A 21,532-nucleotide genomic window follows, 5' to 3' on the forward strand; every position below is an offset into this window, starting at 1 on the left:
GATTCGCTTCATGACCGTCGAACTAGACGAGGTGCAACATTTCCTTGCAGAAAATGCGCCTTACGCCCAGCTTCCTGCGGAATCGCGTGCGCTGCTTACACGCTCTGCCGAGATACGCTACTGCAAACGTGGCTCGGTTATCTTACGCTGCGGAGAACCCAATGATTTGTGTTGGGTGATCCGCAGCGGTGCAGTGGACATAACCGATGAAAACGGAGTGCTCCTGGATAGGAGAGAGGCCGGACGCTCTTTTGGCTACTCCACGATTCTCGGAGAGAACCGGAATCGTTATTCGATGATCGCAGTGGAAGACTCCCTCCTGATCACTATTACTCGTGCGGATTTCCTCGCTGTCGCTGAGAAGGATGCTAGTTTCACGCGTTTCTTTTCCAGCCAGTCAACTCGGATGCGTGCAGCGGCTGAACAGGTGCGCAACAATGACGGCTCTCAATCGCTGCGGGCGCGGCTGGGGGATTTTATGACCACCCAGCCCGCCACGTTGCATCCGACGGAATCTATTCAGTCTGCGGCTCGTGCGATGCGGGATAAAAATGTGTCTTCCCTGGTTATTGCTACTGATGAGGACATCTGCGGAATCGTGACTGACCGCGACCTGCGCAGTAAAGTCGTCGCGGATGATGTGGACGTAAATATGCCGGTGTAGGGGATAATGACCCTGAACCCCATAACGGCGGCCACTACAACGCCAGCGTTTGAGGCGATGATGATTATGGCGGAACACGGCATCCATCATCTCCCTGTGTGTGATACAAACACAGCCTCATAAGCCGCTTGTGGGAATCGTCAGTTCTCCCGACATCATGCGGCTGTTGCGCAATGATCCCATTTACATCACCGCGGATATTTCCAGGCGCAGCTCTGCGGAAGAACTCGCAGAGGTCTTCGCTCGTAGCAAGGACGTAGCAGCACGTTTTGTGGAGCGTTCAGCGCGCCCGGAGGAAGTATCGGCTCTGCTCTCTCACTCGGCGGATGCAGTGGCGCGTCGATTGCTGAGCCTTGCAGAAGAAGAACTTGGGCCGCCTCCCGTTCCTTATGCGTTTGTTGTGGTGGGTTTCCAAGGCCGCAAAGAATTGGGTTTTGCCTCAGATCAAGATAACGCCCTTATTCTGTCCAATGCGTTCAATCCGGAAGAACACGGTGAGTATTTCACGGTGCTCGCTAACCGGGTGTGTCAAGGCCTAGCCCTCGCCGGTCAGGTGCTTTGCCCTGGAGACATGATGGCATTTAACCCACAGTGGCGACTCACCGAAAGCGAGTGGATATCTACCTTTACCTCGTGGATTACTGCACCTGAGCCAGAGGCTCTCATGTTTGCGCAGACCTTCTTTGACATGAGGCTCGTGCATGGCGATGAGTCCTTGTACTCCAACGTCCGGGCCAGCTCCCTGGATCAGGCGCGTTCTGTGAGGCGTTTCCATGCCCACCTTGCAACGGTTGCTTCACGACGAGAACCGCCATTAGGTTTTTTCCGTGGCTTTGTGGTGGAACGCGGCGGTGACTATGCCCATACCCTGGACATCAAAAAGGGAGGGATTCACGCGATTGTTCAGATGGCACGTTTGTATGCGTTGACGTGTGGGACAGATGCGTTGGACACTCGTCAGAGGCTGAATGCTGCGGCGGGTCTTGGGGCTGTGTCTGAAAAGGCGCACATGACCTGTTGGATGCTTTTGACGTGCTTAACACCATTACGTTTGATCATCAGGCAACGGATCTCCGCGTGGGCAATGCACCAAGCTATCACGTGGACCCGGAGCAGCTAGGAAAGATGGATCGTGAGCATGTGCGCGATGCCTTCCACATCATCAAGGGGATGCAGCAGGCGTTGAGCACTAAATATCCCACCCGGAGCATGTGATGTGGTGGGGGAGTAACGCCATCCGCAAAGCCCAGGGGCCGTTGGCGCAGGTCTATCAGGAGCTTCCGGAGAAAAACGATCACACCCGGCTCTTGGCAGTAGACATGGAAACGACTGCGCTCCTTCCTACGGAGGGACGAATCCTTTCCATCGGTTGGGTGCCCATCGATGATGGAAAAATACAACTCGCAGGTGCTGGACATGTGTTGATTAGGCCGGAAAATTTAGACAGGGATTCTGTGGGCAAGTCCGCGGCTCTCCACAACATTACGGACGCGATGTTGGAGGAAGGGGTGAGCGAACAGAGCGCGGTGGGTATGCTTCTCGACGCCCTCCGTGGGCGCGTACTCCTTGCCCACTTTGCCCCCATAGAAGTGCGCTTTGGGGATGCTGCTTGCCGTCGGCACTTCGGAGCGCCGCTGCGGGTACCATACGTGGACACCATGGAGTTAGAGCGTAGACATATGGAACGCATGGGCACGTATCCTCGGGGAGAAGACTTAAGGCTTGCGCGAGTACGCAATAGATATGGATTACCCCATTACCGCAGCCACAATGCGCTGACAGACGCGTTAGCGTGCGCGGAGCTTTATCTGGCGCTGAACGGATAACGTCTCTATAAAATAATAAAATTTTTGTGAGTATAACTACCGGGGACACGTAAAGTGGAATCATGAAGACCTACCTTTATCGCGCGTGCCTCGTCTTGTGTTATGTCTATCTGCTGTTCATGATTGGACATAATTTTTACTATGGTGAGAATCTTCTTATCACGTGGATAGGTGTGGTTGGGGGCATACTGTTTATTGCGGGGTCCGTCCTCAAAATTATTTCAGATAAAAAACTGAAACGGACAACGGGCGGGGAGCTGAGGGAGTTTTCTGAGGCGCAACTTGATGAGCTTCGGGCGTTAAAAGCTACTGGCCAGACGGTTAAGGCTGTGAAAAAGGCGCGGATCTGGTACCCAGGCTTAGGCCTGCTTGAGGCGAAAAATTTGGTTGACAGTATGTAAAAGTGCGTGCCGCCAGCTTATGACGCTCGTCGGGAGTCAGCACCTCACGCGCTACCCCAGAAAAACCGTGGTGGTGGGAAAATCGACTAAGTGAGTACTATCTTTGCTATGCGTTTTGGACGAATAGCTACCCCAGATGGCATGTGCTTCTGCGTTGTCGAGGGCGACGGTGCAGAAACTGTGTGCAAAGAAATTGAAGGCACTCCGTTTACCGAGCCGAAAAAGAAGGGTCGGGAGTGGAAACTAGAAAACGTGCGGGTGTTGGCCCCTATGCTTCCGTCCAAGATCGTGGCTATTGGTCGCAATTATGCGGATCACGTTAAAGAGGTTTTCCAAAAGAGCGCAGAGCATCTTCCTCCTACGCTGTTCCTCAAGCCGCCGACCGCCGTCATTGGTCCGGGTGTGCCCATTAAGATTCCGGAGTTTGCCACCAAGGTGGAGTTTGAGGGCGAGCTCGCTATGGTGATCGGCAAGCCTTGCAAAAATGTTAAGAAGGAAGACTGGAAGTCTGTCGTTCTTGGGTTCACCATCATTAACGATGTTTCTTCCCGCGATCTCCAATTTGCAGACGGCCAGTGGGCACGCGCTAAAGGAATCGACACTTTTGCGCCGCTTGGGCCGTGGATTGAAACAGACCTAGATTCTATTGACACCACCAATCTTCCGATCAAAGCTCACCTCACACATGATGGAGTGACGGAAACTAAGCAGGATTCCAACTCTGATCAGATGATTATGAACCTGGGTGAGATCATAGAGTTCATCACGGCTTCTTTCACTCTTCTACCAGGTGATGTGATCTGCACCGGATCGCCAGCAGGTACTGCGGAGATGGTCCCAGGCGACTTTATCGAGGTAGAAATCCCAGGACTGGGAAGCCTTGGCAACCCTGTAGAGCGGGCATAACAGGAAGCCTCGTTGTAAAAAAGCTACTGCACGGCACTCGCCAGTGCGGTAGCTTTTGCATATGACTACTGAACACCACCATTCACATCACGATGCCCCTCCTAAGCATCCAGAGGATGATATTTATACAGATTCAGCAGGACCGGTGTGGTCGGGTAACCCTAATAGCTCATTAGTGGCGGTGATTCAGGAGCTGGATCTGAACTCCGCAGCTTCTCAGAGCCTTGATGTTGGCTGTGGCGAGGGCGCGGATGTTGTGTGGTTGGCAGAGCATGGCTGGAAAGCCGTGGGGGTGGACCCGTCGGAGATTGCTATTTCTCGTGCCGTAGCTGCGGCAACGGAACGCGGGATCGCTGCGGATTTTGAGGTGGCAAAGCTACCCGATATTTCTGACACTGCACAGGCGTTGCAGGAGCGCTACGGCTTAGTTACCGGCTTCTATATTCCTGTGAAGGGGGATGAGGGGCTTGCAGCGATTACCAGCTTGGTGGCCCCAGGCGGCTACCTTGTTCTCGTGCACCACGATCTTGAAGAGATGATCGCTACGGGGCACCAGAGCCCCGACGTGCTAAAGGACTATCTCTTCCCCTCACGCATCGCAGAAATGCTGCCAGCGTCGCAGTGGACAATCGTGATCAACGAGTCCCGTGAGCGTCATGTGGCTACCGGACTTGGTCATGGGCATACCCTTGATAACGTGCTCGTCGCACGCCTTAAGTAGGACTCTTAATCAGAGCTAGAGTCCGAGTGCTCGCATGATGGTGCGCAGCTTTGCGGAGGTCTCTTCGACCTCTGCATCTGCGTCGGAATCTGCGATGATGCCGCCGCCGGCCCACGCCCGTGCGGCGGTTCCGCTTCCGTTGACCTCCGCGCACCGGATGGCGACCATGTATTCACCGTCGCCGGCTGCGTCGGACCATCCCACGGCTCCGGAATAAAAGCGGCGGTCGCCCTCAGCAATTCCGATAATTTCTTCGGCTGCGTCTGTCGGCGTGCCGCAGATAGCAGGAGTAGGATGCACGACCAACGCGAGCTCTAGTGCGGTCATCGCAGGGTCTTTGAGCGTGCCCACGACGGGGGTAGCTAGGTGCCACATCTCGTTAGTCCGCGTGAGCTCTGGGTACTGGGGGATGTCAAGGGAAGAACACAAAGGCGCGAGCAGTGTGCGCAGGTGATCAACAACGTAGGAATGTTCGGCGAGATCTTTCGGGGAACGGCGTAGTTCTTCCCCCGCGCGGGCGTCGAGAAGCTTATCTGCGCTGCGGGGAGCCGAACCGGCTAATGGGTATGCGGAAATCGTTGACCCCTGTTTTTTAATCAGTACTTCCGGGGAAGACCCCACAAGCATTGCGCCCACAAAGTCTTCGCCAGCAGGAGAGAGGTCTGCGATGAATCCATCGCGATTCTGGGAGAGATCGATCAAACGTGCAGCTATCAGGCGTGGATCCACGGGGGGATCAAAACGCATATCCACTGCTCGTGCCAAGACGACTTTTTCTAACGTGCTTGCTTTGAGCGTCTCAATCGCTGCGATGACGCGATCCCGGTGCTCGTCTAATTCGGGTACCAGAGCATCGAGATGGGCGTGCAAAACGCTGCCCTCACCGTGGCGATAATACGCATGCGGCTCTAGTGGCCCTTCTTCCCGGATAACCGTTTCCGGCACAGTCAGCGCGCACGCGTGATCGCGGCGAAAGGGTAGGGCACCCACCACAAGATCTGCGGTGCCGTTGTGTAGCGCTTCTATGGCTTCCCAGGGGTCGGAGAAGGTTTTCTGAGCACCTTGGGTTCGGATGGAACCATGGGCACGTGACAACAAAAAGTCGGGCGCAGTTGAGGGGCGGTGGGCACACATGACAAACCAGTCTAGTGCACTGGTCTACGATGAAAGACATGTCTGAAGTACGCGTACGTTTTTGCCCATCACCCACAGGAACTCCACACGTGGGTATGGTGCGCACAGCCTTGTTCAACTGGGCACAGGCCCGTCACACCGGCGGCAAGCTTGTATTCCGCATCGAAGACACAGATGCAGCCCGTGATTCTGAAGAGTCTTATCAAGCAATCATTGACTCCCTGACGTGGCTTGGGATGGATTGGGATGAAGGCGTAGTGGTCGGTGGACCACACGAGCCATACCGCCAGAGCCAGCGCATGGATATTTATGCTGAGGTGCTGGAAAAGCTTAAAGCCGCAGGTTTTGTGTATCCCGCGTATTCCACAGCCGCGGAGGTAGAAGAACGTCATCGCGCCAAGGGTGAGGACCCCAAGCTTGGCTACGATAACTACGACCGCACCCTCACCGAAGAACAAATCGCCGCTTTTGAGGCCGAGGGCCGCCAGCCGGTCTGGCGCTTGCGCATGCCAGATCAGGACTGGAAGTGGAATGACCTGGTGCGCGGCGAGATCGAGTTTAAAGCCGCTACCCAGCCCGACTACGTAGTGGCCCGCTCCAATGGGGCACCGCTCTACACGCTGGTCAACCCGGTTGACGATGCCCTCATGGGCATCACGCACGTTCTTCGCGGCGAGGATCTGCTTCCCTCAACCCCTAGGCAGTTGGCGCTGTATGAGGCGCTGAAGGCAATCGGAGTGGCGGAGAAGACTCCTGAGTTTGGACATCTTCCCTTTGTGATGGGTGAGGGCAACAAGAAGCTATCCAAGCGCGATCCGCAGTCGAACCTGTTCAACCACCGAGATGCCGGCATCATCCCTGAAGGCATGATGAACTACCTCGCGCTGCTTGGTTGGTCGCTGTCGTCGGAGAAGGACATTTTCTCTGTAGACGAGCTCGTTGCCAACTTTGATGTGAAGAACGTTTTGGCTAACCCAGCTCGTTTTGATCAGAAGAAGCTTGAGGCCATTAACGCCGACCACATCCGACTGCTGGCCCCAGAAGACTTCAAACAGCGCCTGCGCGACTACCTCACGGAGTACACGGATTTCTCTGCCGGTTACCCAGAGGAGAAGTTTGCTATCGCCGCCGACTTGGTGCAGACCCGCATCAAGATGCTTGGCGACGCCTATGCGCTTCTGAAATTCCTCGATACCGCGGATGAAGACCTCGTACTTGATGAGAAATCCGCAAAGAAGAATCTCAAAGAGACCGCTGTGCAGCCACTGGAAGCTGGCATTGCGGCTCTGGAAGCCCTTGACGAGTGGACCACTCCTGGTATCGAGGCCGCGTTGCAGAAGGCTCTCATCGAGGATCTAGAGCTCAAACCACGCGTTGCCTATGGTGCATTGCGCGTGGGAGTCTCCGGTCAGGCTATCTCGCCGCCACTGTTCGAGTCGATGGAGCTTTTGGGACGTGAGTCCACGCTTAACCGCTTGCGTGCTGTTCTGAAGGTGACGCCTTACTCGGCCCAGTAGGGCAGTAGCTCGGTGGGCGTAGTGCCCAGTAGGTTCGATGGAACTTAGAACGAGAAAACCCCCGAACCGACAATTATGCAGGCAGGTTAAGCTGCTGTTTTAGTTGTTGGTTCGGGGGTTTGCATCCTCATAAAAGTTGATGCATAACCATGGTCTATAGGGAACAGGGTGGACTTATAAGATTGGCCTTGCGATTTATGGTGAATGAGACGCGCCGTAAATGAATGTACCGTTGAAAATGCCGATAAAGCAGTTAAAGTAAATCTTTGTGATATTTGGATTCGGCGAGAAAGCCTCGCACACCGAAGGTTATAGGCCGCGCCATGCACGGCCCACGGCCCAAAGGCGCGCGTGGAGGGCTCTGACGCGGGATCGTCGCGTGACGATAGCAGTCGCCTCAGCCGCCCTTATCGGCTGTCTTGCTGTGCCGGTGTCTTTGATTAGTGATGTTGAAGCGAACCCTACGTTGGTGAGCAAAAGTGTGGTGAGGCAAACTCCCGCCATTCCACAGGCTAACGATGCTCCTGCTCAGAGTGCTGCTGCACCCTACGGCGGTGCGGCGGAAACAGTGCCTGTCTTTTCCGGCCCTTATCCTTTTGACTCCACGTATAACCCGCACCCGTCCGTTCTACCGGGGCAGATGCGCAATATAGAGATCACAGCCGCTAATGGCGTTCGCCGTAGGTATCTCTTACACGTGGGGAAAAACTACAGGCCGGAGCGGCCGGCACCCTCTCCAGTCTTGTTTGCGTTTGCGGGATGGCGGGTAGACCCTGAGCACTTTGCTCGTGAATCCAAATTCTCCGAAGGAGACGCAGGAAACGATGCGTTAGTAGTGTTCCCCGCTGGGAGTGAAAACTCTTGGGAAGGCGCTCCCTATTCCGTTGCCGCTCCTGGGGAAGACATAGCGTTTGTTAAACAGATCCTTGAAGCCATCGACCGCGATTATCTTATCGACCGCACCCGCGTGTATGCCGCGGGTATGTCTAACGGCGGGGGAATGGCTGCGATCCTCGGGTGCCATGCTCCTGATGTCTTTGCCGGAATAGTGAGCGTCTCATCCGCGTACTATCTTCCGGTTACCGCAGGATGTAAGGGGAAGCCGGTGCCTACGCTGGATATACATGGCACGGTTGACCATGTGGTGGCTTATGAAGGTGGACATCGCCATGGCGTCCCGTATCACTCCGTTCCGCACTACCTTGCCACTGTCTCGCAACGCAATGGCTGCCTGCCGGAAAAGCCGACGCAGCTCAAGGTCGGGGATGTGGAGATCGAAATATTTAACGGATGCGCTGCCGAGACCGAACACATGCGGGTGCTGGGTCAAGGCCACGTATGGAACCAGGCCCCCAATGCTTCTACCGCTGCATGGAACTTTTTGAGCCGGCAGCATTTATAAAAAGGGCTATGACCACCAGATTTGTGCACTTCTAGTGGTTGTGGTTATATTAGTTCCCGTTGCACAGTAAGGTGTTGGGAAGCAAACCGAGCTGTTAAGCGATGGCCTATGGTGTAATTGGCAACACTACGGTTTCTGGTACCGTCATTCTAGGTTCGAGTCCTGGTAGGCCAGCAGCGAGAAATCGCTTCTGATAGAAAGTTCTATGCCCCGTTCGTCTAGCGGCCTAGGACGCCGGCCTCTCACGCCGGTAACACGGGTTCAAATCCCGTACGGGGTACAAAATGACCACCCAAAGCATTGAGCTTTAGGTGGTTTTTTCATGTTTTAGCCACCTATTAGGTGGGGCGTGACAGATTTTGCATGGTTGCGGGCGTTTTTTTGGGGAATTTTCGGGTAAGTCTTCAAACAATCCAGGCTAAAGGTATATATTTGCTTAACGTAAAGGAGTTTTTTCCTATCCGTTCACTTTATGTGGGCACATTCCAAGTGGTTTGAGATTGATGTGAAGATGCAGGGAGGAATAGGTCGCTTATGGGTGGTGGGATAAAGCGTTATCTTGGCCTGGTGGCAGTTGCATGCGCTGGCAGCACTATTGTGGGAATACCGGTAGCGGGGGCGCAACCGGCGCAGTGTCCGAGGATAGAGATCGCGGTAACTGGGGGATCGGGAAACTCAAGCCCCTTGGATGACCCCCAAGACATCCTCAGCTTCGGCGGAACAAACTTTGCCAAGCACGTTGCCCGTCTGCATTCGGATGTGCGCGTGTGGCAAACCCCGTATTACTCCTCAATCGGTGTTGTCGGTGGCGGAAGCAAAACCGGATTCGATCGCTTTTTAACTTACGGCGACTCCTACCGGGGTGGCGTGGACACATTGCATAAGCACGTTGAAGAAGTCGCTGCCGCTTGCCCAGGAACGTCCTTTATCTTGGCCGGATACTCCCAGGGCGCGGATATCGCCGGGGCGATCACTGAGCGCATTTCTCGCGGTGAGATTAAAGGCGTGACTGCGGAAAAACTTCTCGCCTCATACCTCCTAGCGGATCCCGGTCGGTCGCGCATAACAGCTAATAGCGCTACCATGACCACCGGTTACTCCGGCAGAGTGACGGAAAATGGGGCGATCATGGTTGACACGAACTATGGTCTCCCAGACCCTGGCTCGGTGGGTATCGCTAGCCCACGCCCTGCTGGTGCCTTTAGTAACCTGCCCGGAAAAGTTCGTTCCGTGTGCAGCTCGGGCGACCCGGTGTGCAGCGTGATCCCCAATGGTGCACTGGCTGCGGTAGCTCAATGGGCTATCAAAGAGGGCAAAGAGATTAACTACGACCGTCCTAGCGTTTCTTTGGGTTCGATGTTCAAAGACGGTAGCTTTGTCATCTCCGTGGGGCCTTACCTTGGCCAGATCCTCTCTGGATTCTATTACGGGGAGCCACAACCAGTCCGCGACGGCTTCTACGCGGCATCGCGCAACACGTGGCTTAACGACGCCCAGCGCAATGCCTTGGAAATCGTAGCCGAGGAAACCTCAAGTGTGATGCGTTACCTGGATAGCACGAAGATCTTCGGCATTACCCAAGAACATCTGACTGGCAACATGGCCATGGATCGCCTCATCAATATTGTCAGCTCGCTGCACAGCAAAATTGGGCTTGCAGAAACCTCCCTGGCGCTTGGTGTGACTTCCAGGCACGTCTCTTATACCGGCGATAGCAGCACACCTACCACCATCCAGGGGCAGCGGGTAGATGACTGGATCCAAACCGATATGTCCAAAGTGGTAGCGGCGCATCTGGGCGGGCCAGCGTTGCCGGAAATTCCTCAGACTGCGCGCATGGGGCTTCTCCAGAAAGTGGGAGCGCCAATCTGGTGGCTGACCAAAAAGATTTTTGGAGAGCGCAGCAAGATGACGCGTGACATATGGGAGTATTTTGACCTCTGATAAAGGGCGCTGTCCCCGTAATGTTGATCGAGGACAGTGCTTATAAAATCCTATTGAGCTGGGCATTTGAGGAAATTAAGCAAAAGTGCTTCACAATGAGGTGTGACCCGCCTAGACTGTGAGGTGTCAGACCGATTAGGTCACAACTTTAAGGGTGAAGATCCTAGAGGAAATAAAAAGACGCTGCTAGGAATCTAAAGCCTCCTTAGGGACTGGCCTTTATGGTCGACAGCTCACGCTAGTCGAGCCAGCAAAGGAGGTTGCGTGGCAGCAAGTGAATCAGCAGAACATTCCGGTTACCGCGTCGGCAGCTCTTTCAACGCCGGCAGTGCCCTAATCCGGACTTCTAAGCGCCAGGGATGCGTGAAGCCGGAGCTACTAAGAACTACTGGAGCGGTAACGTCCCTTAGTTTCAAGAGGTATTAGCCAATCCCGACATACTTCCCCTTCAGGGTTACGCGGACGAAGCGGCGAGATGCCGGCTTACGAAACTTTCGCATTACATGTCGATGAGATTCGAGCGTTCCTCAAGATTGATAAGGAAGAGCCCCTAGGGCTGAAACGATTAATCTACTCAAGAAGGGTCCCCACCGTCTTTCCAGGCGGTGGGGATTGTGATTTCTGGCCATCTACGTGCCGATTTGCTAGTTCATGGCAGTTGCACTTAATATCTTATGAGTCCGCAGCGAAAGCTTGCGATGAACGACTTGCCCCGTTCGTCTAGCGGCCTAGGACGCCGGCCTCTCACGCCGGTAACACGGGTTCAAATCCCGTACGGGGTACCACTTACCGCCCAAAGCTCAGTGCTTTGGGTGGTTTTTGTTGTGCTGGGGCGCAATGGAGTACACGTGCCTGCATAACCATAGACATTGGCGGTATTTTCTGTGGTTTTAGTGCTCTTTGTCTATGGTTATGCAGGCTATGGGATCTGAGAACCGCAAAGCCAGTAGCAGGGAAAACTGATTATTGGTAAAAGCGGTCGGGGAATTATTGAACGAGATATTCAGATAATTTTCGAGAAAAAGTCTCCATGAGGTTTTTCTAGCCAGCGAGTATTCCACTAGTTTTTCGTGGACGCATGGATACCTTGGGCATCGATGATGAATGGTAGCCCTTGCATCTTTGAGCATAAGAAAGGCTAGTTGGTCACTACTGAGAAACACGACGCGATGGAAAACCGCATCAACTAGTGATTCGAGTTCACCAACAAATGTTTTAAGTCACCCGGACATCATATCGGTTGATATGGGAACGGGAGTAGAGTACCCAGATTCCAGAAGATAATAAGCCGAGGACAGCCCAGGTCATGACTGTAGTAGGGCTAGCTGCGAACTGTGACGTCAGCAGCCACGCTGTTGCTGCACCGAGAAGCTCAACTCCCCAGCTGATCGCTCGGACTGCGGCAGTTGTTCGCCCTATCTGTTCAGATTTAACGGCGACCTGCTTGATGGACTCGCACAGAGACATATTCACCACAACGCAGAATGACCACACAGCCGATGCGATGACCAAAAGCGTAATAGAACCGAAGTTTTGCACACCGATTCTTGCCACTACAGCCGCTGCTAACCCGGGGATCCCGAAGGTTGCTATCAATAAGGTATAGGTCGACAAACGCGAGCTGATTCGAGACACAAATAACCCTGCGATGACGCCACCGATACCGCCACCCGTGAAGACGATCCCCAAGATGAAAGGAGACAACCGTAGCGTTGAAACTAGGTGGAACAGGTAAAGAGCGAAGAACATACTGGTGAAAAGTTGAAGTGAGTGGCACTCACGGTGGTAGCGCGGACCACCGGAGTTTTCCATACCAAGGTGATTCCCGAGGTTACCGCTTCTCGGAATGTAGAGTAGGTGCTGGCATTGGTTCGCTGATTTTTGGGTTGTTTAGGTCTGTGGGTGCTTGTCGGGGTGGTGAATGCGATGCAAAGCGCTGACGCGAGATAAGAGAACGCGTTAACGGTGATCGCGAGCGGTGCTGTCACTACTGAGACGAGCGCGCCGGCAAGGCTAGGGCCACCGACTTCACCGGTGGATTGTGTCGCCTGCATGTACCCATTGGCCCGCACTAGAAGCGGTGTGGGAACCAAGTCGCGGATATAGCCAGACATGGTGCTATCGAAAAGGACTCCCAGTTCAGCAGTGAAGAACACGACTAGCAGGACTAATTCCAGTGACTCGTATCCTACGAGGAACGCGGCTGGTATCACCATGATCACCGCAGCCCTAGTTATATTGAGGCTTATTAGCAGGCGACGGCGGTTTGGCAAATCGGCAACGCTCCCGCCGAGGAAACCGAACAAAATAACCGCGAGTGACTCGGCCATGCTGATGAGCGTCACTTGGGAGGCACTGGCTTCCAGTGCAGCAATCACCATGATTGGTACAGCAATGGCGGTGATTTGCATTCCTGTTGAAGACAAAGTCTCGCCCGCCCATAGTCGGGCGAAGCCAGACGGAAGTTTGTTCTTGCCCGCCGAATGTTGTGATCTGGCTTCAGTAGTCATTAAGTAGAGATCACCACGTTTACTAGTCATAGCATATGCGTGAACGACGATATGAGGAGGACTGAACGATGAACGTTAATCTACCGCAAGCGTCGATGTTCGTAGAGTTTTAGATATTTGCAGGGGGTAGCGCAAACACCCGTCATGACACACCCCCGATGCGAACCCCAAACATGCCAAGAGAACAGCAAAAAGTAGGAAAAATCACCATACTTTGTAAACATTCAATTGTTTATTAGAGCGTTAAGACGTTATTACGAATCTAGATTCATGATTGGCGCGTAATGCTCGACAATATTTGGCCATAACCAAGGAGACCTCACCATGGCAACCACTCCAGCTGGCAAACGGATCATGCTGCTAGGCGTATACGGAATGGAAGCTGTGGAAGTGGGAGGTGCGCTTCTTAAAAACGCGAATAGGGGCGGCCAGTCGAGCGCCGCAATTATGTTGTGCGGTGAGGAGATGCGCCCAGGGGTCACCGCGGCGTGCGAAAAACTTAAAATTTCGGTTGAGTATCTTGGCTTTGTACTGGGCGAAATACAAAATGACGTGGCCCATAATGCTGAGATCGTTAAGGCGATACGAGCAGCGGCTCCTGAGGTGTTGATTACGCAGGATCCCGAGCACTCCGTCGAGGATTTTGATCCGGATCGTCGTGAAGCAATGAACTTGATTTTGGACTCGATTGCGCTGTCAGCTCGCCAATGGCGGATCGAACTCGGTGATCCCGTGGCGCTGCCTGAGGTCTATTTTATGAGTCCTGATTCACCCAGCACCATCGTGTCCATTTCAGATGTGTGGGAGGAAAAACAGGGAGCGCTCGACCTTTTAGAATCGCAGCTGGAATTCTCTGCGCAGCACTATGATCACTACCACGGTTCGGAAACCATGGAAAAAATTGTTCCTGGCTGGGCCACGATGGATAACCTTGAGCGGGGCAAGAAATCCCTGCGCGAGTTCAATAGTGCCCTTTACTTGAACAACGGTTCTTTGGGTCATGGTCACTTTGCGTTTGCCGAGGCATATCGCAAGGTAGGCATGTTCCACGTCGATCACCTATAGCGCATGCAGATCGCCCAGTCCCTGCGCCCACACCGCCATTCGCGAGCCTGAAAAGCCACCGTCGATGCATCGAAATCGAAGCGCATACTTCTACGCACTCGTGTTTATCGCGTTGCTCATCGTGAATTTTGCCCTGCCCCGGTTCATGCCCGGCTCTCCGCTCAAGCACGTCGCGGGTGATGCCGTGGGCGAATTAACCGCAGCAGACCGGATGAACCTGCTATCGGCATACGGGCTGGATAAACCGTTGTGGCAACAGTTTTTCCTCTACATCCGCGATTTTTTCACGCTCAATTGGGGAACGTCTTTTGCCAAAAAAGAGTCCATAACCGCGATCCTGTTACGTGCGGCACCGTGGACACTGCTTCTAGCCAGCGCAAACTTGCTTCTCTCCACCTTCATCGGTGCGCGGCTGGAACGTCGTTCCGCGCTCAAGAGAGGCGAGGGGAAAGACCGTCGCTATGTTGTCGGGGCAGCTTTGATGAGCTCGATTCCTATTTTCTGGGTATGTATTGTGCTGCTTTCGCTGTTTGCTGCTAAGTGGCGCCTGTTCCCGCTAGGAGGGGCAGTAGACCTGTGGCACAAACACTCGGGAATCGCATGGGTCGTGGATGTTGCCCACCACCTAACCCTCCCACTCCTAGCGATGGTGTTTGGCACGATTGCCACGTACTTCATTGCAATGCGCCAGGGAACATTGCGCGTTATCAACAACAGCTATGTTGAACTTGCGCGGTTACGCAATATCAGCGAGGACCGCGTGCGTCGGTGGTATATCACGCGCAATGTTTTAACCCAGGTATTTACTATCTTCATGATCGACGTGGGCTATCTCTTTTCCGGCTCTCTTGTTGTGGAGTCGGTCTTCTCTTATCCCGGTCTCGGCCAGGTTATGACTGAGGCAGTGTTCAACCGGGACTATCCGCTCATACAGTCGAGTTTTCTTGCAATCTCGCTTTTGGTGTTGGCCAGCAGCTACCTATCGGATCGTTTGTACTACCGAGTCAACATCGGGGCGGAGGTATAACCATGAAATTTCTCAGATCTTGGTGGCCCCTCGTTATTATTGCGATTCTTGTAATCGTTGCGATCTTCGCGCCAGCCCTTGCGCCTTATGACCCCTCCGCGCAGCAAGGCCGCCCTTTTAGCGCACCGAGTGCCAAGCACTGGCTCGGCTTGAACCACCTGGGAGAAGACATCCTGTCGGAGTTGATTATGGGAACCCGGCACTCACTAGCCATTGCGACTGTGGCTAGTTTGATCACGCTCACGACCGCTTTTGTAGGAGGGGCGATTGCGGGTCTTCGCGGAGGCGCTACTGATTTTGCGATCATGCGAGTAGCTGAGTTCTTCATGGCTGTCCCTGCGCTTCCGGCGATACTGCTCCTTGCCGCGATCATGCAGGGAGGTTTTTGGTCGATGGTCTTTGCCCTCACAGTCATGAGCTGGCCTTATCTTCTCCGTCTTGTGCGCGGTGAAGTCGTTGACATTAAACGACGCGGATACATCCGAACAATCCGCGCGATGGGGGCATCTGACCTCTATATTTTGCGAGTTCACGTTCTACAAGAACTCGCACCCATGCTCGTCTATCGCTATGTCTTGAGGTTTAAGTCGACTATTTTGACAGAATCCACGCTCGCTTTTCTGGGAATCGGTGCCCTCACCACCACATCGTGGGGAACAATCCTGCACCACGCCCAAGCCCGACACGCTTTCGCCACTGGTACCTGGGTTTATTGGGCACTCCCTGCGGTCATGTGCATCATCGCGGTGAGTTTTCACTCATGATGTTGGCCTACAAGATTGAAGAACGCTCAGATGCGAGGTTGTCTTATGCTATTGCTTGATGTCAGTAGCCTCTCAGTCACGTATCCGGGAGCGGTAAAACCGGTGGTCAAAGACTTTGACCTCAAGGTAAGAGAAGGCGAGTTCGTGGGCCTTATGGGAAGCTCCGGAAGCGGAAAAGCAACGATCATTCGCTCAATTTTTGGCAATCTCCCAGCCGGAACGAGCGTCGAGGGGACAATCCTGTTTTCTGGCACGCCGATGGGAGCGCATCGGTGGTGGCGTGATATTTCGCTTGTTCCTCAGTCTTCAATGTCATCGTTGAATCCGTCGTTTCGCATCGGAACCACCATTGAAGAAACCTGCAAAGCAAACAACGTAGATTTTTCGCACCGACGTATTTGCGAGCTTCTCGACGTCGTCGAGCTTGCCCCAAACGTTGCGGAACAGTTTCCTCACGAACTTTCAGGAGGGATGCGGCAACGCGTCTGCATCGCACTCGCCCTGGCCTGCAACCCCCGGATGGTCGTGCTTGATGAGGCAACGACAGGTCTCGACGTGCTGGTGGAAGCACATATCGTGGCTCCCCTGGACAGGCTGAGAAAACATCTGGGATTATCAGCGATCCTCGTTTCTCACGATCCGCGGATTATGAGTGCTTTGGTGGATTCTGTTGTCTCCCTTGAGGAGGGCCAATGAGTACCTGTCCCATCCGTATTGAGCGGATTACCAAGCGCTATGGAAAGACGATCGGTGTTTCGGACGTGTCTCTCGATTTCCCCACGGGCCATGTTGCGTGCATCGTGGGTGAAAGCGGAAGTGGCAAAACAACTCTGATCAACGTCTTGTTGGGCCTGATAAAGCCCACCGCAGGGCGCGTCTTTCCTGCACAACAGGCTGCGCTTGTTCTGCAGGACTCTTATACGTCTTTAAGCCCTCTGCTCACCATAGAGCAGAGCATGGCGGAACCGTTCAAGCTTGCGAAAAAACGCATCGACGCTCGCCGTATCGACTCGGTTTTTTCTCGCCTAGGCCTGGATTTTTCAGCTTTAGCGCAGCGTCGGCCCCACGAGTTATCAGGAGGACAACTACAACGGATCAACATCGCACGCGCCGTTCTTATGCAACCAGATCTCATCGTGATGGACGAGCCAACATCGATGGTGGACCCCATAAACACCCAAAGAATCGGCGAAATAATTGCGGAGATGAAGCACGACGCTGCGGTTGTGGTGGTCACGCATGACCTTGCCTTTGCACAAGGGATAGCAGATTCAACCGTTGTGATGCGTCAGGGGAAGATGATCGAACACATCACGGACAACAACGATTTAACAACTAGTCAACTACCGTACGTTCGGGAGATGGATTGTGCGGCGAATGATCTTGCCGCCTATGTGCGTCACCTCAATATGTCCAGGTAGTGGGCATTTTTGAAAGGAAAATTTATGCGGAGAGTCTTCTCCCTTCTATGTGCGGCAGTGATGGCTTTGAGCTTCGCCGCTTTGTACTACTCAAGGGGCTTCACCCTCGACCAACACAGCGTCGGGGCATAAGGTCGCAAGCGCGGTGATCCCTATTCACCGAGATGAAAACTCGCTTAATCCCTACAGCTATGTCACGGGAAACCCCGGGCTTACCGCCCTGCGTCTAGTGTATGACGCGCTCTTTAGCGTGGATAAGGATGCACAAGTTCAGCCGCACCTAGCAAAGTCATATGAAGTCAATGGTGACTACACCAAGTACACCATCGAGGTCCGCGATAAAGTGCGCTGGCATGACGGGAAGAAACTAACGCCTGAAGACGTAGCCGTAGCATTCACCTTCAACTATGCCAAAGGCAGCGACAGAGCTCGCTGGAAGAACATTGCGAACCGGATTTCCTCCATGGATGTCGACGGAAACCACGTGACCTTCACCCTGGCCGACTCAAATCCTTACTTTGTTGAGGAAGTACTGACGGATATGCCGATCATTGCCAAGCATGTCTTTGAAGACAAAAAGGCTAATGAAGTCACCGAACATGTGGGCACTGGCATCTACTCACTGACCGAATACGTCCCAGGGCAGAAGTACGTGCTTACCGCTAATGACGAATTCTTCCTAGGGAAACCCGCAATCGGCACGCTGAATATGCCGATCATCACCGATTCCGCCGCCATCCACCAGGGTCTAAAATCGGGAGAATATTTGACAGCATTCTCCGCCCTAGCGCCAGAGCTCGCCGAAACTTTTGAGAAAGAGAAAAGCCTCAAAGTAACCAGCGGGCCAGGGTTTGGAAATGACATGATCTACATGAATACAAGCGTGGGGCCTTTTAAAGACGTGGAATTCCGCCAGACCATCAGCCTTGCCATAGACGAGGACGCGCTCATCGAGCGGGTCTATCTGGGGCATGCCGACCATCCCACCGCGGGCTTTTACTCACCACATTCGCCGTGGGCAGATACGTCGCTCAAATATGAGTTTGATACCGCCAAGGCAGAAAAAATGCTCGACAAACTTGGATATAAGCGTGAGGGCGATTTCCGCACAAACAAAGACGGCAAGCCCTTTAACATCGAGCTTCTTTCTTCAGAATCTGCCTTGCGGCTCGCCGCAGCACAAACCATTGCGCAGCAACTGGCAAAAATTGGTCTCGATGTCCGCGTAAAATCCATGGACTCAGACACCCTTGACGAGCATGTATGGCCTGGCTTTGACGTCTCCCAAGAGCCTAACTACCAAATGACGATCTTTGGGTGGTCGGGGCCAACGCAATTGAGAGCATCGACGATCGTCCAGATGGGTGCATCAGACCCAACGCTGGGAGACTTTAACCTTGGCAAGTATAAGAATCCCACGTTTGACCAACGTGCTGATGCTTACGTGAAGTCCGGGTCAAAAGAAGAAAAGGAAAGCCTGGTCAAGGAACTAGAGAAGATATACGCAGAGACCATCATTGCGCGGCCTTATGCTTACGGACAACTGATTACCGTGCATAATACCACTATTTATGATGGCTTTGTCTTCCAAAAAGGTGAAGGCATTATCAACGTTTCCTCGTTCTTAGAGAAGTAATCACACCCCTGATAGGCCTAAGAATCAGAGAAAGCCGGTGCTCCTTAACAAGAGCATCGGCTTTCTTGCTCAAACCGCGTGATATTGAGGGGCCGGTAGGAAGAAATTGTCGTTTTTGAGAACGCTAGAATTTGCCTCCTGGGTTTTTCAGCGCTTGTAGCTGCTAGCGTTCTCAAAAACGACAAAGTGAGGGCGCTATCCGTTCACAGTACGATTGTCATGATCCAGCGCCACATCAAACCCCAGCTTCTTGACCAGCGCCAAGTCGCTGGCAATGGTAGAGCCAGTGGTGGTGGTGAGCATGTCTCCGCTGATGGCTGAGTTGGCGCCGGAGGTAAAGCAGGCTTCGCCGTGATCGCCAAGTAATTCGCGTCCGCCGGCGAGCCGGATTGCGGCGTCAGGGCAGAGGAACCGGAAGATTGCTACTGCGCGGCGTACTTCTTCTGGTGTCACGGGAACCATCCCTTGGAGCGGGGTTCCTTCGATGGCTACCAGGACGTTGACGGGTATGGATTTTACGCCGAGTTCTCGGGCAGAGATGACCATATCGATGCGGTCTTCAAAGGTCTCGCCTAAGCCTAGAATGCCGCCGGAGCAGAGACTCATCCCGGCGCGCTTGGCGGCTTCTAGCGTCTCTATTTTGTCTTCAAAGGTGTGGGATGTGCAGATGTTGGGGAAGTTGTTGCGTGATGTTTCTAGGTTGCAGTGAACGCGGCTTACACCTGCGTTATGCAGCAAGGTGAATTGTTCTTCGGTGAGAAGTCCTGCGGAAATGTAGACTTCGATGCCTATTTCTGTGCGGATTCGACGCACGCCTTCGCAGATATGCTCTACTTCATCGCGTCGTAATTTCCGACCTGATGTGACGATGGAGAAGCGGAGTACTCCCTTTTCTTTGTTTTCTTTGGCCTGTGCAAGCAGCTCGTCGACGGTGATGAGCGGGTATTTGTCTATTTCAATGTTGGGAAAGCGGATGCTTTGGGCGCAGAAGGTGCAATTTTCTGGGCATCGTCCGCTTTTGGCGTTGATGATGGAACACATGTCAAAGCCGTTGCCGCAGAAGTGTTGGCGGATGTCATCGGCGGCTTGGGCGAGCTCATCGAGGGGTGCGTCGAGAAGCGCGAGGGTGGTGTCGCGGTCGATGATTTCACCTGCGAGTACGCGTTCTTTTAAGTTTTGAACATCGTTCAATGTGGTGGTCATGAATGTGATTTAACCACTGTTGGCTGCGCTTGGTAGGGCAAATTGATTGTGGCATATAGCGCTTTGGGTGCCCTTGCTACCGTTAGGATGGAAGCATGACACACGCACAATTAGCCCTTTCCCCGCGCCTCATCAATGCGATAAACGTCGCGGCGATGGCCCACAGGAATCAGTACCGCAAAGGAACTGCTATTCCGTACGTTTCTCATGTTTTCGCGGTGATGAATATCGCCAGCGCCATGACGGACGATGAGGACATCCTTATAGCTTGCTTGCTTCACGACGTCCTCGAAGATGCGCCGGACGAGTTCTCGGAAGGACAGATCGAGGAGACTTTTGGCCCACGAGTCTTGGAAATTGTGGGGGAGGTGACCAAGGATGAGTCGCTGTCTTCCTGGCAGGAGCGTAGCGACGCCTACCTGCAGCATCTTCGCTCCGCTTCCGAGGCGGCTCTATGCGTATGTGCTGCGGATAAGTCTCATAACCTTGCCTCCATACTGCACGATTATGATGCGTTAGGGGATGTGCTGTGGGAGCGCTTTAATGCAGGGAAAGAACGTCAGCAATGGTGGTATGCAAGTGTGTATGGTGTGCTTGCTGATCGCTTAGGGGAAGATAATCCTGTGCTGCGGCAGATGGGGATTATGGTGGAAAAGCTCGGAGCTTTATAGAGATTCTGATAGTCGTTGGGCCGCGAGAACAAGGTCGCGCGCCCAGAGCGTTGATGGTGCGGGGCGTAGTCGCTCGGTGGGGCCGGAAATGGATAGCGCCGCGATAAACAGGCCTTCGCTATCAAAGACTGGGGCGGAGATGCTGGCCAGGCCAACTTCGCGTTCGCTAATCGACTCGGCCCAGCCGTTGCTGCGGGCTTCTTCGAGGTCTTCTGCGGTAAATTGCGCTCCCGCGTCTAGCATGGCCTCGCGTAGTGTGGGGGAGGAATAAGCGAGGAAGACTTTCGCTGCGGAACCCGCGGTCAGGGGGAGTCGTGTTCCTACCGGGACGGTGTTTTGGAGTCCGATAGCGGGTTCTTGCGCAGCAATGCACACGCGGGTTGCTCCAGCGAGTTGGTAGAGCTGTACCGATTCGCCTGTGACGTTCATGAGGTGCGCCATGATGGGGGCGGCGACGTCGATAAGCTTGGTGGAGCTTCCTGCCCCAAGGGAAGTGAGCACGGCGCCGATTGTCCATTTTCCGTCGGAAGTGCGCGTGAGGATATTGTGCGTTTCCAGTGCTGTGGCTAAACGGTGAGCGGTGGCTCGGGGTAGATCGGTGGCCTCGCATAGCTCTGTTAGAGAGAGGGGGCGCTCCGCAACGGTCAGCATTATGGTTACTGCGCGGTCGAGAACCTTAATGCCGCTTGTGGCGGCTGGATCTATGTTAATCTTTCCCAT

The 21,532-nt window shown here is 53.8% G+C and carries 19 protein-coding genes, 3 tRNA genes and 1 pseudogene; 18 read left to right on the forward strand and 5 right to left on the reverse strand.

The genetic code is table 11. From position 1 onward, the window contains the following. Positions 1 to 10 precede the first annotated feature (10 nt). The 5 genes and pseudogenes from ET810_RS11480 (at position 11) to ET810_RS11500 (ending at position 4,518) form a co-directional block, all read left to right on the forward strand. Positions 11 to 1,879, forward strand: a pseudogene (locus tag ET810_RS11480) (putative nucleotidyltransferase substrate binding domain-containing protein). Next, entirely contained in the window at positions 1,879 to 2,490 is a 612-nt protein-coding gene (locus ET810_RS11485) for a 3'-5' exonuclease (RefSeq protein WP_225870126.1), read from the forward strand. The pseudogene ET810_RS11480 and the gene ET810_RS11485 overlap by 1 nt, the downstream one beginning before the upstream one ends. A 62-nt stretch (positions 2,491 to 2,552) precedes the next feature. Next, positions 2,553 to 2,891: a hypothetical protein gene (locus ET810_RS11490; protein ID WP_134316286.1), complete on the forward strand. Its 339-nt coding sequence runs from the start codon at positions 2,553 to 2,555 to the stop codon at positions 2,889 to 2,891. 108 nt (positions 2,892 to 2,999) lie between these two features. Beyond that, positions 3,000 to 3,797 carry a fumarylacetoacetate hydrolase family protein gene (locus ET810_RS11495; protein ID WP_134316289.1) on the forward strand — a complete coding sequence of 266 codons (798 nt, stop codon included), beginning with the start codon at positions 3,000 to 3,002 and terminating at the stop codon, positions 3,795 to 3,797. 61 nt (positions 3,798 to 3,858) lie between these two features. Next, positions 3,859 to 4,518 (forward strand): class I SAM-dependent methyltransferase, encoded by a 660-nt coding sequence (locus ET810_RS11500; RefSeq protein WP_087453844.1) that lies wholly within the window; start codon positions 3,859 to 3,861, stop codon positions 4,516 to 4,518. A 15-nt stretch (positions 4,519 to 4,533) separates the two neighbouring features. Here ET810_RS11500 and ET810_RS11505 read toward each other — a convergent pair whose 3' ends face one another. Continuing rightward, a complete protein-coding gene (locus tag ET810_RS11505) occupies positions 4,534 to 5,652 on the reverse strand; it encodes an isochorismate synthase (RefSeq protein WP_087453845.1) in 1,119 nt (372 codons plus the stop codon). Positions 5,653 to 5,681: 29 nt separating this feature from the next. Between ET810_RS11505 and gltX the strand changes: the two genes are divergently transcribed. From gltX to ET810_RS11535, 6 genes are all read left to right on the forward strand, one after another. After that, positions 5,682 to 7,169 carry a glutamate--tRNA ligase gene (gene gltX, locus ET810_RS11510; protein ID WP_087454872.1) on the forward strand — a complete coding sequence of 496 codons (1,488 nt, stop codon included), beginning with the start codon at positions 5,682 to 5,684 and terminating at the stop codon, positions 7,167 to 7,169. A gap of 268 nt (positions 7,170 to 7,437) precedes the next feature. Beyond that, positions 7,438 to 8,571, forward strand: coding sequence for a CE1 family esterase (locus tag ET810_RS11515; protein WP_087453846.1), 1,134 nt, complete (start codon positions 7,438 to 7,440; stop codon positions 8,569 to 8,571). Positions 8,572 to 8,673: 102 nt separating this feature from the next. Further along, positions 8,674 to 8,745 (forward strand) — tRNA-Gln (locus tag ET810_RS11520). A gap of 33 nt (positions 8,746 to 8,778) precedes the next feature. Beyond that, positions 8,779 to 8,851: transfer RNA gene (locus tag ET810_RS11525), tRNA-Glu, on the forward strand. Positions 8,852 to 9,105: 254 nt separating this feature from the next. After that, complete coding sequence (locus tag ET810_RS11530; RefSeq protein ID WP_134316285.1) at positions 9,106 to 10,515, forward strand: cutinase family protein; 1,410 nt, start codon at positions 9,106 to 9,108, stop codon at positions 10,513 to 10,515. 709 nt (positions 10,516 to 11,224) lie between these two features. After that, positions 11,225 to 11,300: transfer RNA gene (locus ET810_RS11535), tRNA-Glu, on the forward strand. 430 nt (positions 11,301 to 11,730) lie between these two features. Here ET810_RS11535 and ET810_RS12915 read toward each other — a convergent pair. Next, positions 11,731 to 12,219, reverse strand: coding sequence for a hypothetical protein (locus ET810_RS12915; RefSeq protein ID WP_241657942.1), 489 nt, complete (start codon positions 12,217 to 12,219; stop codon positions 11,731 to 11,733). Between the two features lie 14 nt (positions 12,220 to 12,233). After that, positions 12,234 to 13,055 carry an MFS transporter gene (locus ET810_RS12920; RefSeq protein WP_225870128.1) on the reverse strand — a complete coding sequence of 274 codons (822 nt, stop codon included), beginning with the start codon at positions 13,053 to 13,055 and terminating at the stop codon, positions 12,234 to 12,236. Between the two features lie 294 nt (positions 13,056 to 13,349). Here ET810_RS12920 and ET810_RS11545 point away from each other — a divergent pair, with 294 nt between their 5' ends. From ET810_RS11545 to ET810_RS11570, 6 genes are all read left to right on the forward strand, one after another. Then, positions 13,350 to 14,090, forward strand: coding sequence for a PIG-L deacetylase family protein (locus ET810_RS11545; RefSeq protein WP_087453848.1), 741 nt, complete (start codon positions 13,350 to 13,352; stop codon positions 14,088 to 14,090). Positions 14,091 to 14,154: 64 nt separating this feature from the next. Next, entirely contained in the window at positions 14,155 to 15,117 is a 963-nt protein-coding gene (locus ET810_RS11550; protein WP_087453849.1) for an ABC transporter permease, read from the forward strand. Between the two features lie 2 nt (positions 15,118 to 15,119). After that, positions 15,120 to 15,881, forward strand: coding sequence for an ABC transporter permease (locus tag ET810_RS11555; RefSeq protein ID WP_225870129.1), 762 nt, complete (start codon positions 15,120 to 15,122; stop codon positions 15,879 to 15,881). A 45-nt stretch (positions 15,882 to 15,926) separates the two neighbouring features. Further along, a complete protein-coding gene (locus tag ET810_RS11560) occupies positions 15,927 to 16,577 on the forward strand; it encodes an ABC transporter ATP-binding protein (protein WP_087453850.1) in 651 nt (216 codons plus the stop codon). Beyond that, positions 16,574 to 17,302 (forward strand): ABC transporter ATP-binding protein, encoded by a 729-nt coding sequence (locus tag ET810_RS11565; RefSeq protein WP_087453851.1) that lies wholly within the window; start codon positions 16,574 to 16,576, stop codon positions 17,300 to 17,302. Before ET810_RS11560 ends, ET810_RS11565 begins: the two co-directional genes overlap by 4 nt. A 145-nt stretch (positions 17,303 to 17,447) precedes the next feature. Further along, positions 17,448 to 18,938: an ABC transporter substrate-binding protein gene (locus ET810_RS11570; protein WP_225870130.1), complete on the forward strand. Its 1,491-nt coding sequence runs from the start codon at positions 17,448 to 17,450 to the stop codon at positions 18,936 to 18,938. 195 nt (positions 18,939 to 19,133) lie between these two features. Here ET810_RS11570 and bioB read toward each other — a convergent pair whose 3' ends face one another. Beyond that, positions 19,134 to 20,141 carry a biotin synthase BioB gene (bioB, locus tag ET810_RS11575; protein WP_134316284.1) on the reverse strand — a complete coding sequence of 336 codons (1,008 nt, stop codon included), beginning with the start codon at positions 20,139 to 20,141 and terminating at the stop codon, positions 19,134 to 19,136. 95 nt (positions 20,142 to 20,236) lie between these two features. On the opposite strand from bioB, the gene ET810_RS11580 reads away from it, so the two are divergent. Next, a complete protein-coding gene (locus tag ET810_RS11580) occupies positions 20,237 to 20,812 on the forward strand; it encodes an HD domain-containing protein (protein ID WP_087453853.1) in 576 nt (191 codons plus the stop codon). On the opposite strand, the gene ET810_RS11585 is transcribed toward ET810_RS11580, so the two are convergent. Continuing rightward, positions 20,807 to 21,532 (reverse strand): IclR family transcriptional regulator, encoded by a 726-nt coding sequence (locus ET810_RS11585; protein WP_087453854.1) that lies wholly within the window; start codon positions 21,530 to 21,532, stop codon positions 20,807 to 20,809. The two genes, ET810_RS11580 and ET810_RS11585, sit on opposite strands and share 6 nt — an antisense overlap.

It is taken from the genome of Corynebacterium silvaticum (assembly GCF_004382825.2).
Classification (GTDB): domain Bacteria; phylum Actinomycetota; class Actinomycetes; order Mycobacteriales; family Mycobacteriaceae; genus Corynebacterium; species Corynebacterium silvaticum.

Excerpts from the sequence above, each read along its gene's own strand:
- ET810_RS11485 (WP_225870126.1), top strand. The coding sequence starts at position 1,879 with ATGTGGTGGGGGAGTAACGCCATCCGCAAAGCCCAGGGGCCGTTGGCG.
- ET810_RS11490 (WP_134316286.1), top strand. The coding sequence starts at position 2,553 with ATGAAGACCTACCTTTATCGCGCGTGCCTCGTCTTGTGTTATGTCTAT.
- ET810_RS11495 (WP_134316289.1), top strand. The coding sequence starts at position 3,000 with ATGCGTTTTGGACGAATAGCTACCCCAGATGGCATGTGCTTCTGCGTT.
- ET810_RS11500 (WP_087453844.1), top strand. The coding sequence starts at position 3,859 with ATGACTACTGAACACCACCATTCACATCACGATGCCCCTCCTAAGCAT.
- ET810_RS11505 (WP_087453845.1), bottom strand. The coding sequence starts at position 5,652 with ATGTGTGCCCACCGCCCCTCAACTGCGCCCGACTTTTTGTTGTCACGT.
- gltX (WP_087454872.1), top strand. The coding sequence starts at position 5,682 with ATGAAAGACATGTCTGAAGTACGCGTACGTTTTTGCCCATCACCCACA.
- ET810_RS11530 (WP_134316285.1), top strand. The coding sequence starts at position 9,106 with ATGGGTGGTGGGATAAAGCGTTATCTTGGCCTGGTGGCAGTTGCATGC.
- ET810_RS12920 (WP_225870128.1), bottom strand. The coding sequence starts at position 13,055 with ATGACTAGTAAACGTGGTGATCTCTACTTAATGACTACTGAAGCCAGA.
- ET810_RS11545 (WP_087453848.1), top strand. The coding sequence starts at position 13,350 with ATGGCAACCACTCCAGCTGGCAAACGGATCATGCTGCTAGGCGTATAC.
- ET810_RS11550 (WP_087453849.1), top strand. The coding sequence starts at position 14,155 with ATGCATCGAAATCGAAGCGCATACTTCTACGCACTCGTGTTTATCGCG.
- ET810_RS11555 (WP_225870129.1), top strand. The coding sequence starts at position 15,120 with ATGAAATTTCTCAGATCTTGGTGGCCCCTCGTTATTATTGCGATTCTT.
- ET810_RS11560 (WP_087453850.1), top strand. The coding sequence starts at position 15,927 with ATGCTATTGCTTGATGTCAGTAGCCTCTCAGTCACGTATCCGGGAGCG.
- ET810_RS11565 (WP_087453851.1), top strand. The coding sequence starts at position 16,574 with ATGAGTACCTGTCCCATCCGTATTGAGCGGATTACCAAGCGCTATGGA.
- bioB (WP_134316284.1), bottom strand. The coding sequence starts at position 20,141 with ATGACCACCACATTGAACGATGTTCAAAACTTAAAAGAACGCGTACTC.
- ET810_RS11580 (WP_087453853.1), top strand. The coding sequence starts at position 20,237 with ATGACACACGCACAATTAGCCCTTTCCCCGCGCCTCATCAATGCGATA.
- ET810_RS11585 (WP_087453854.1), bottom strand. The coding sequence starts at position 21,532 with ATGGGAAAGATTAACATAGATCCAGCCGCCACAAGCGGCATTAAGGTT.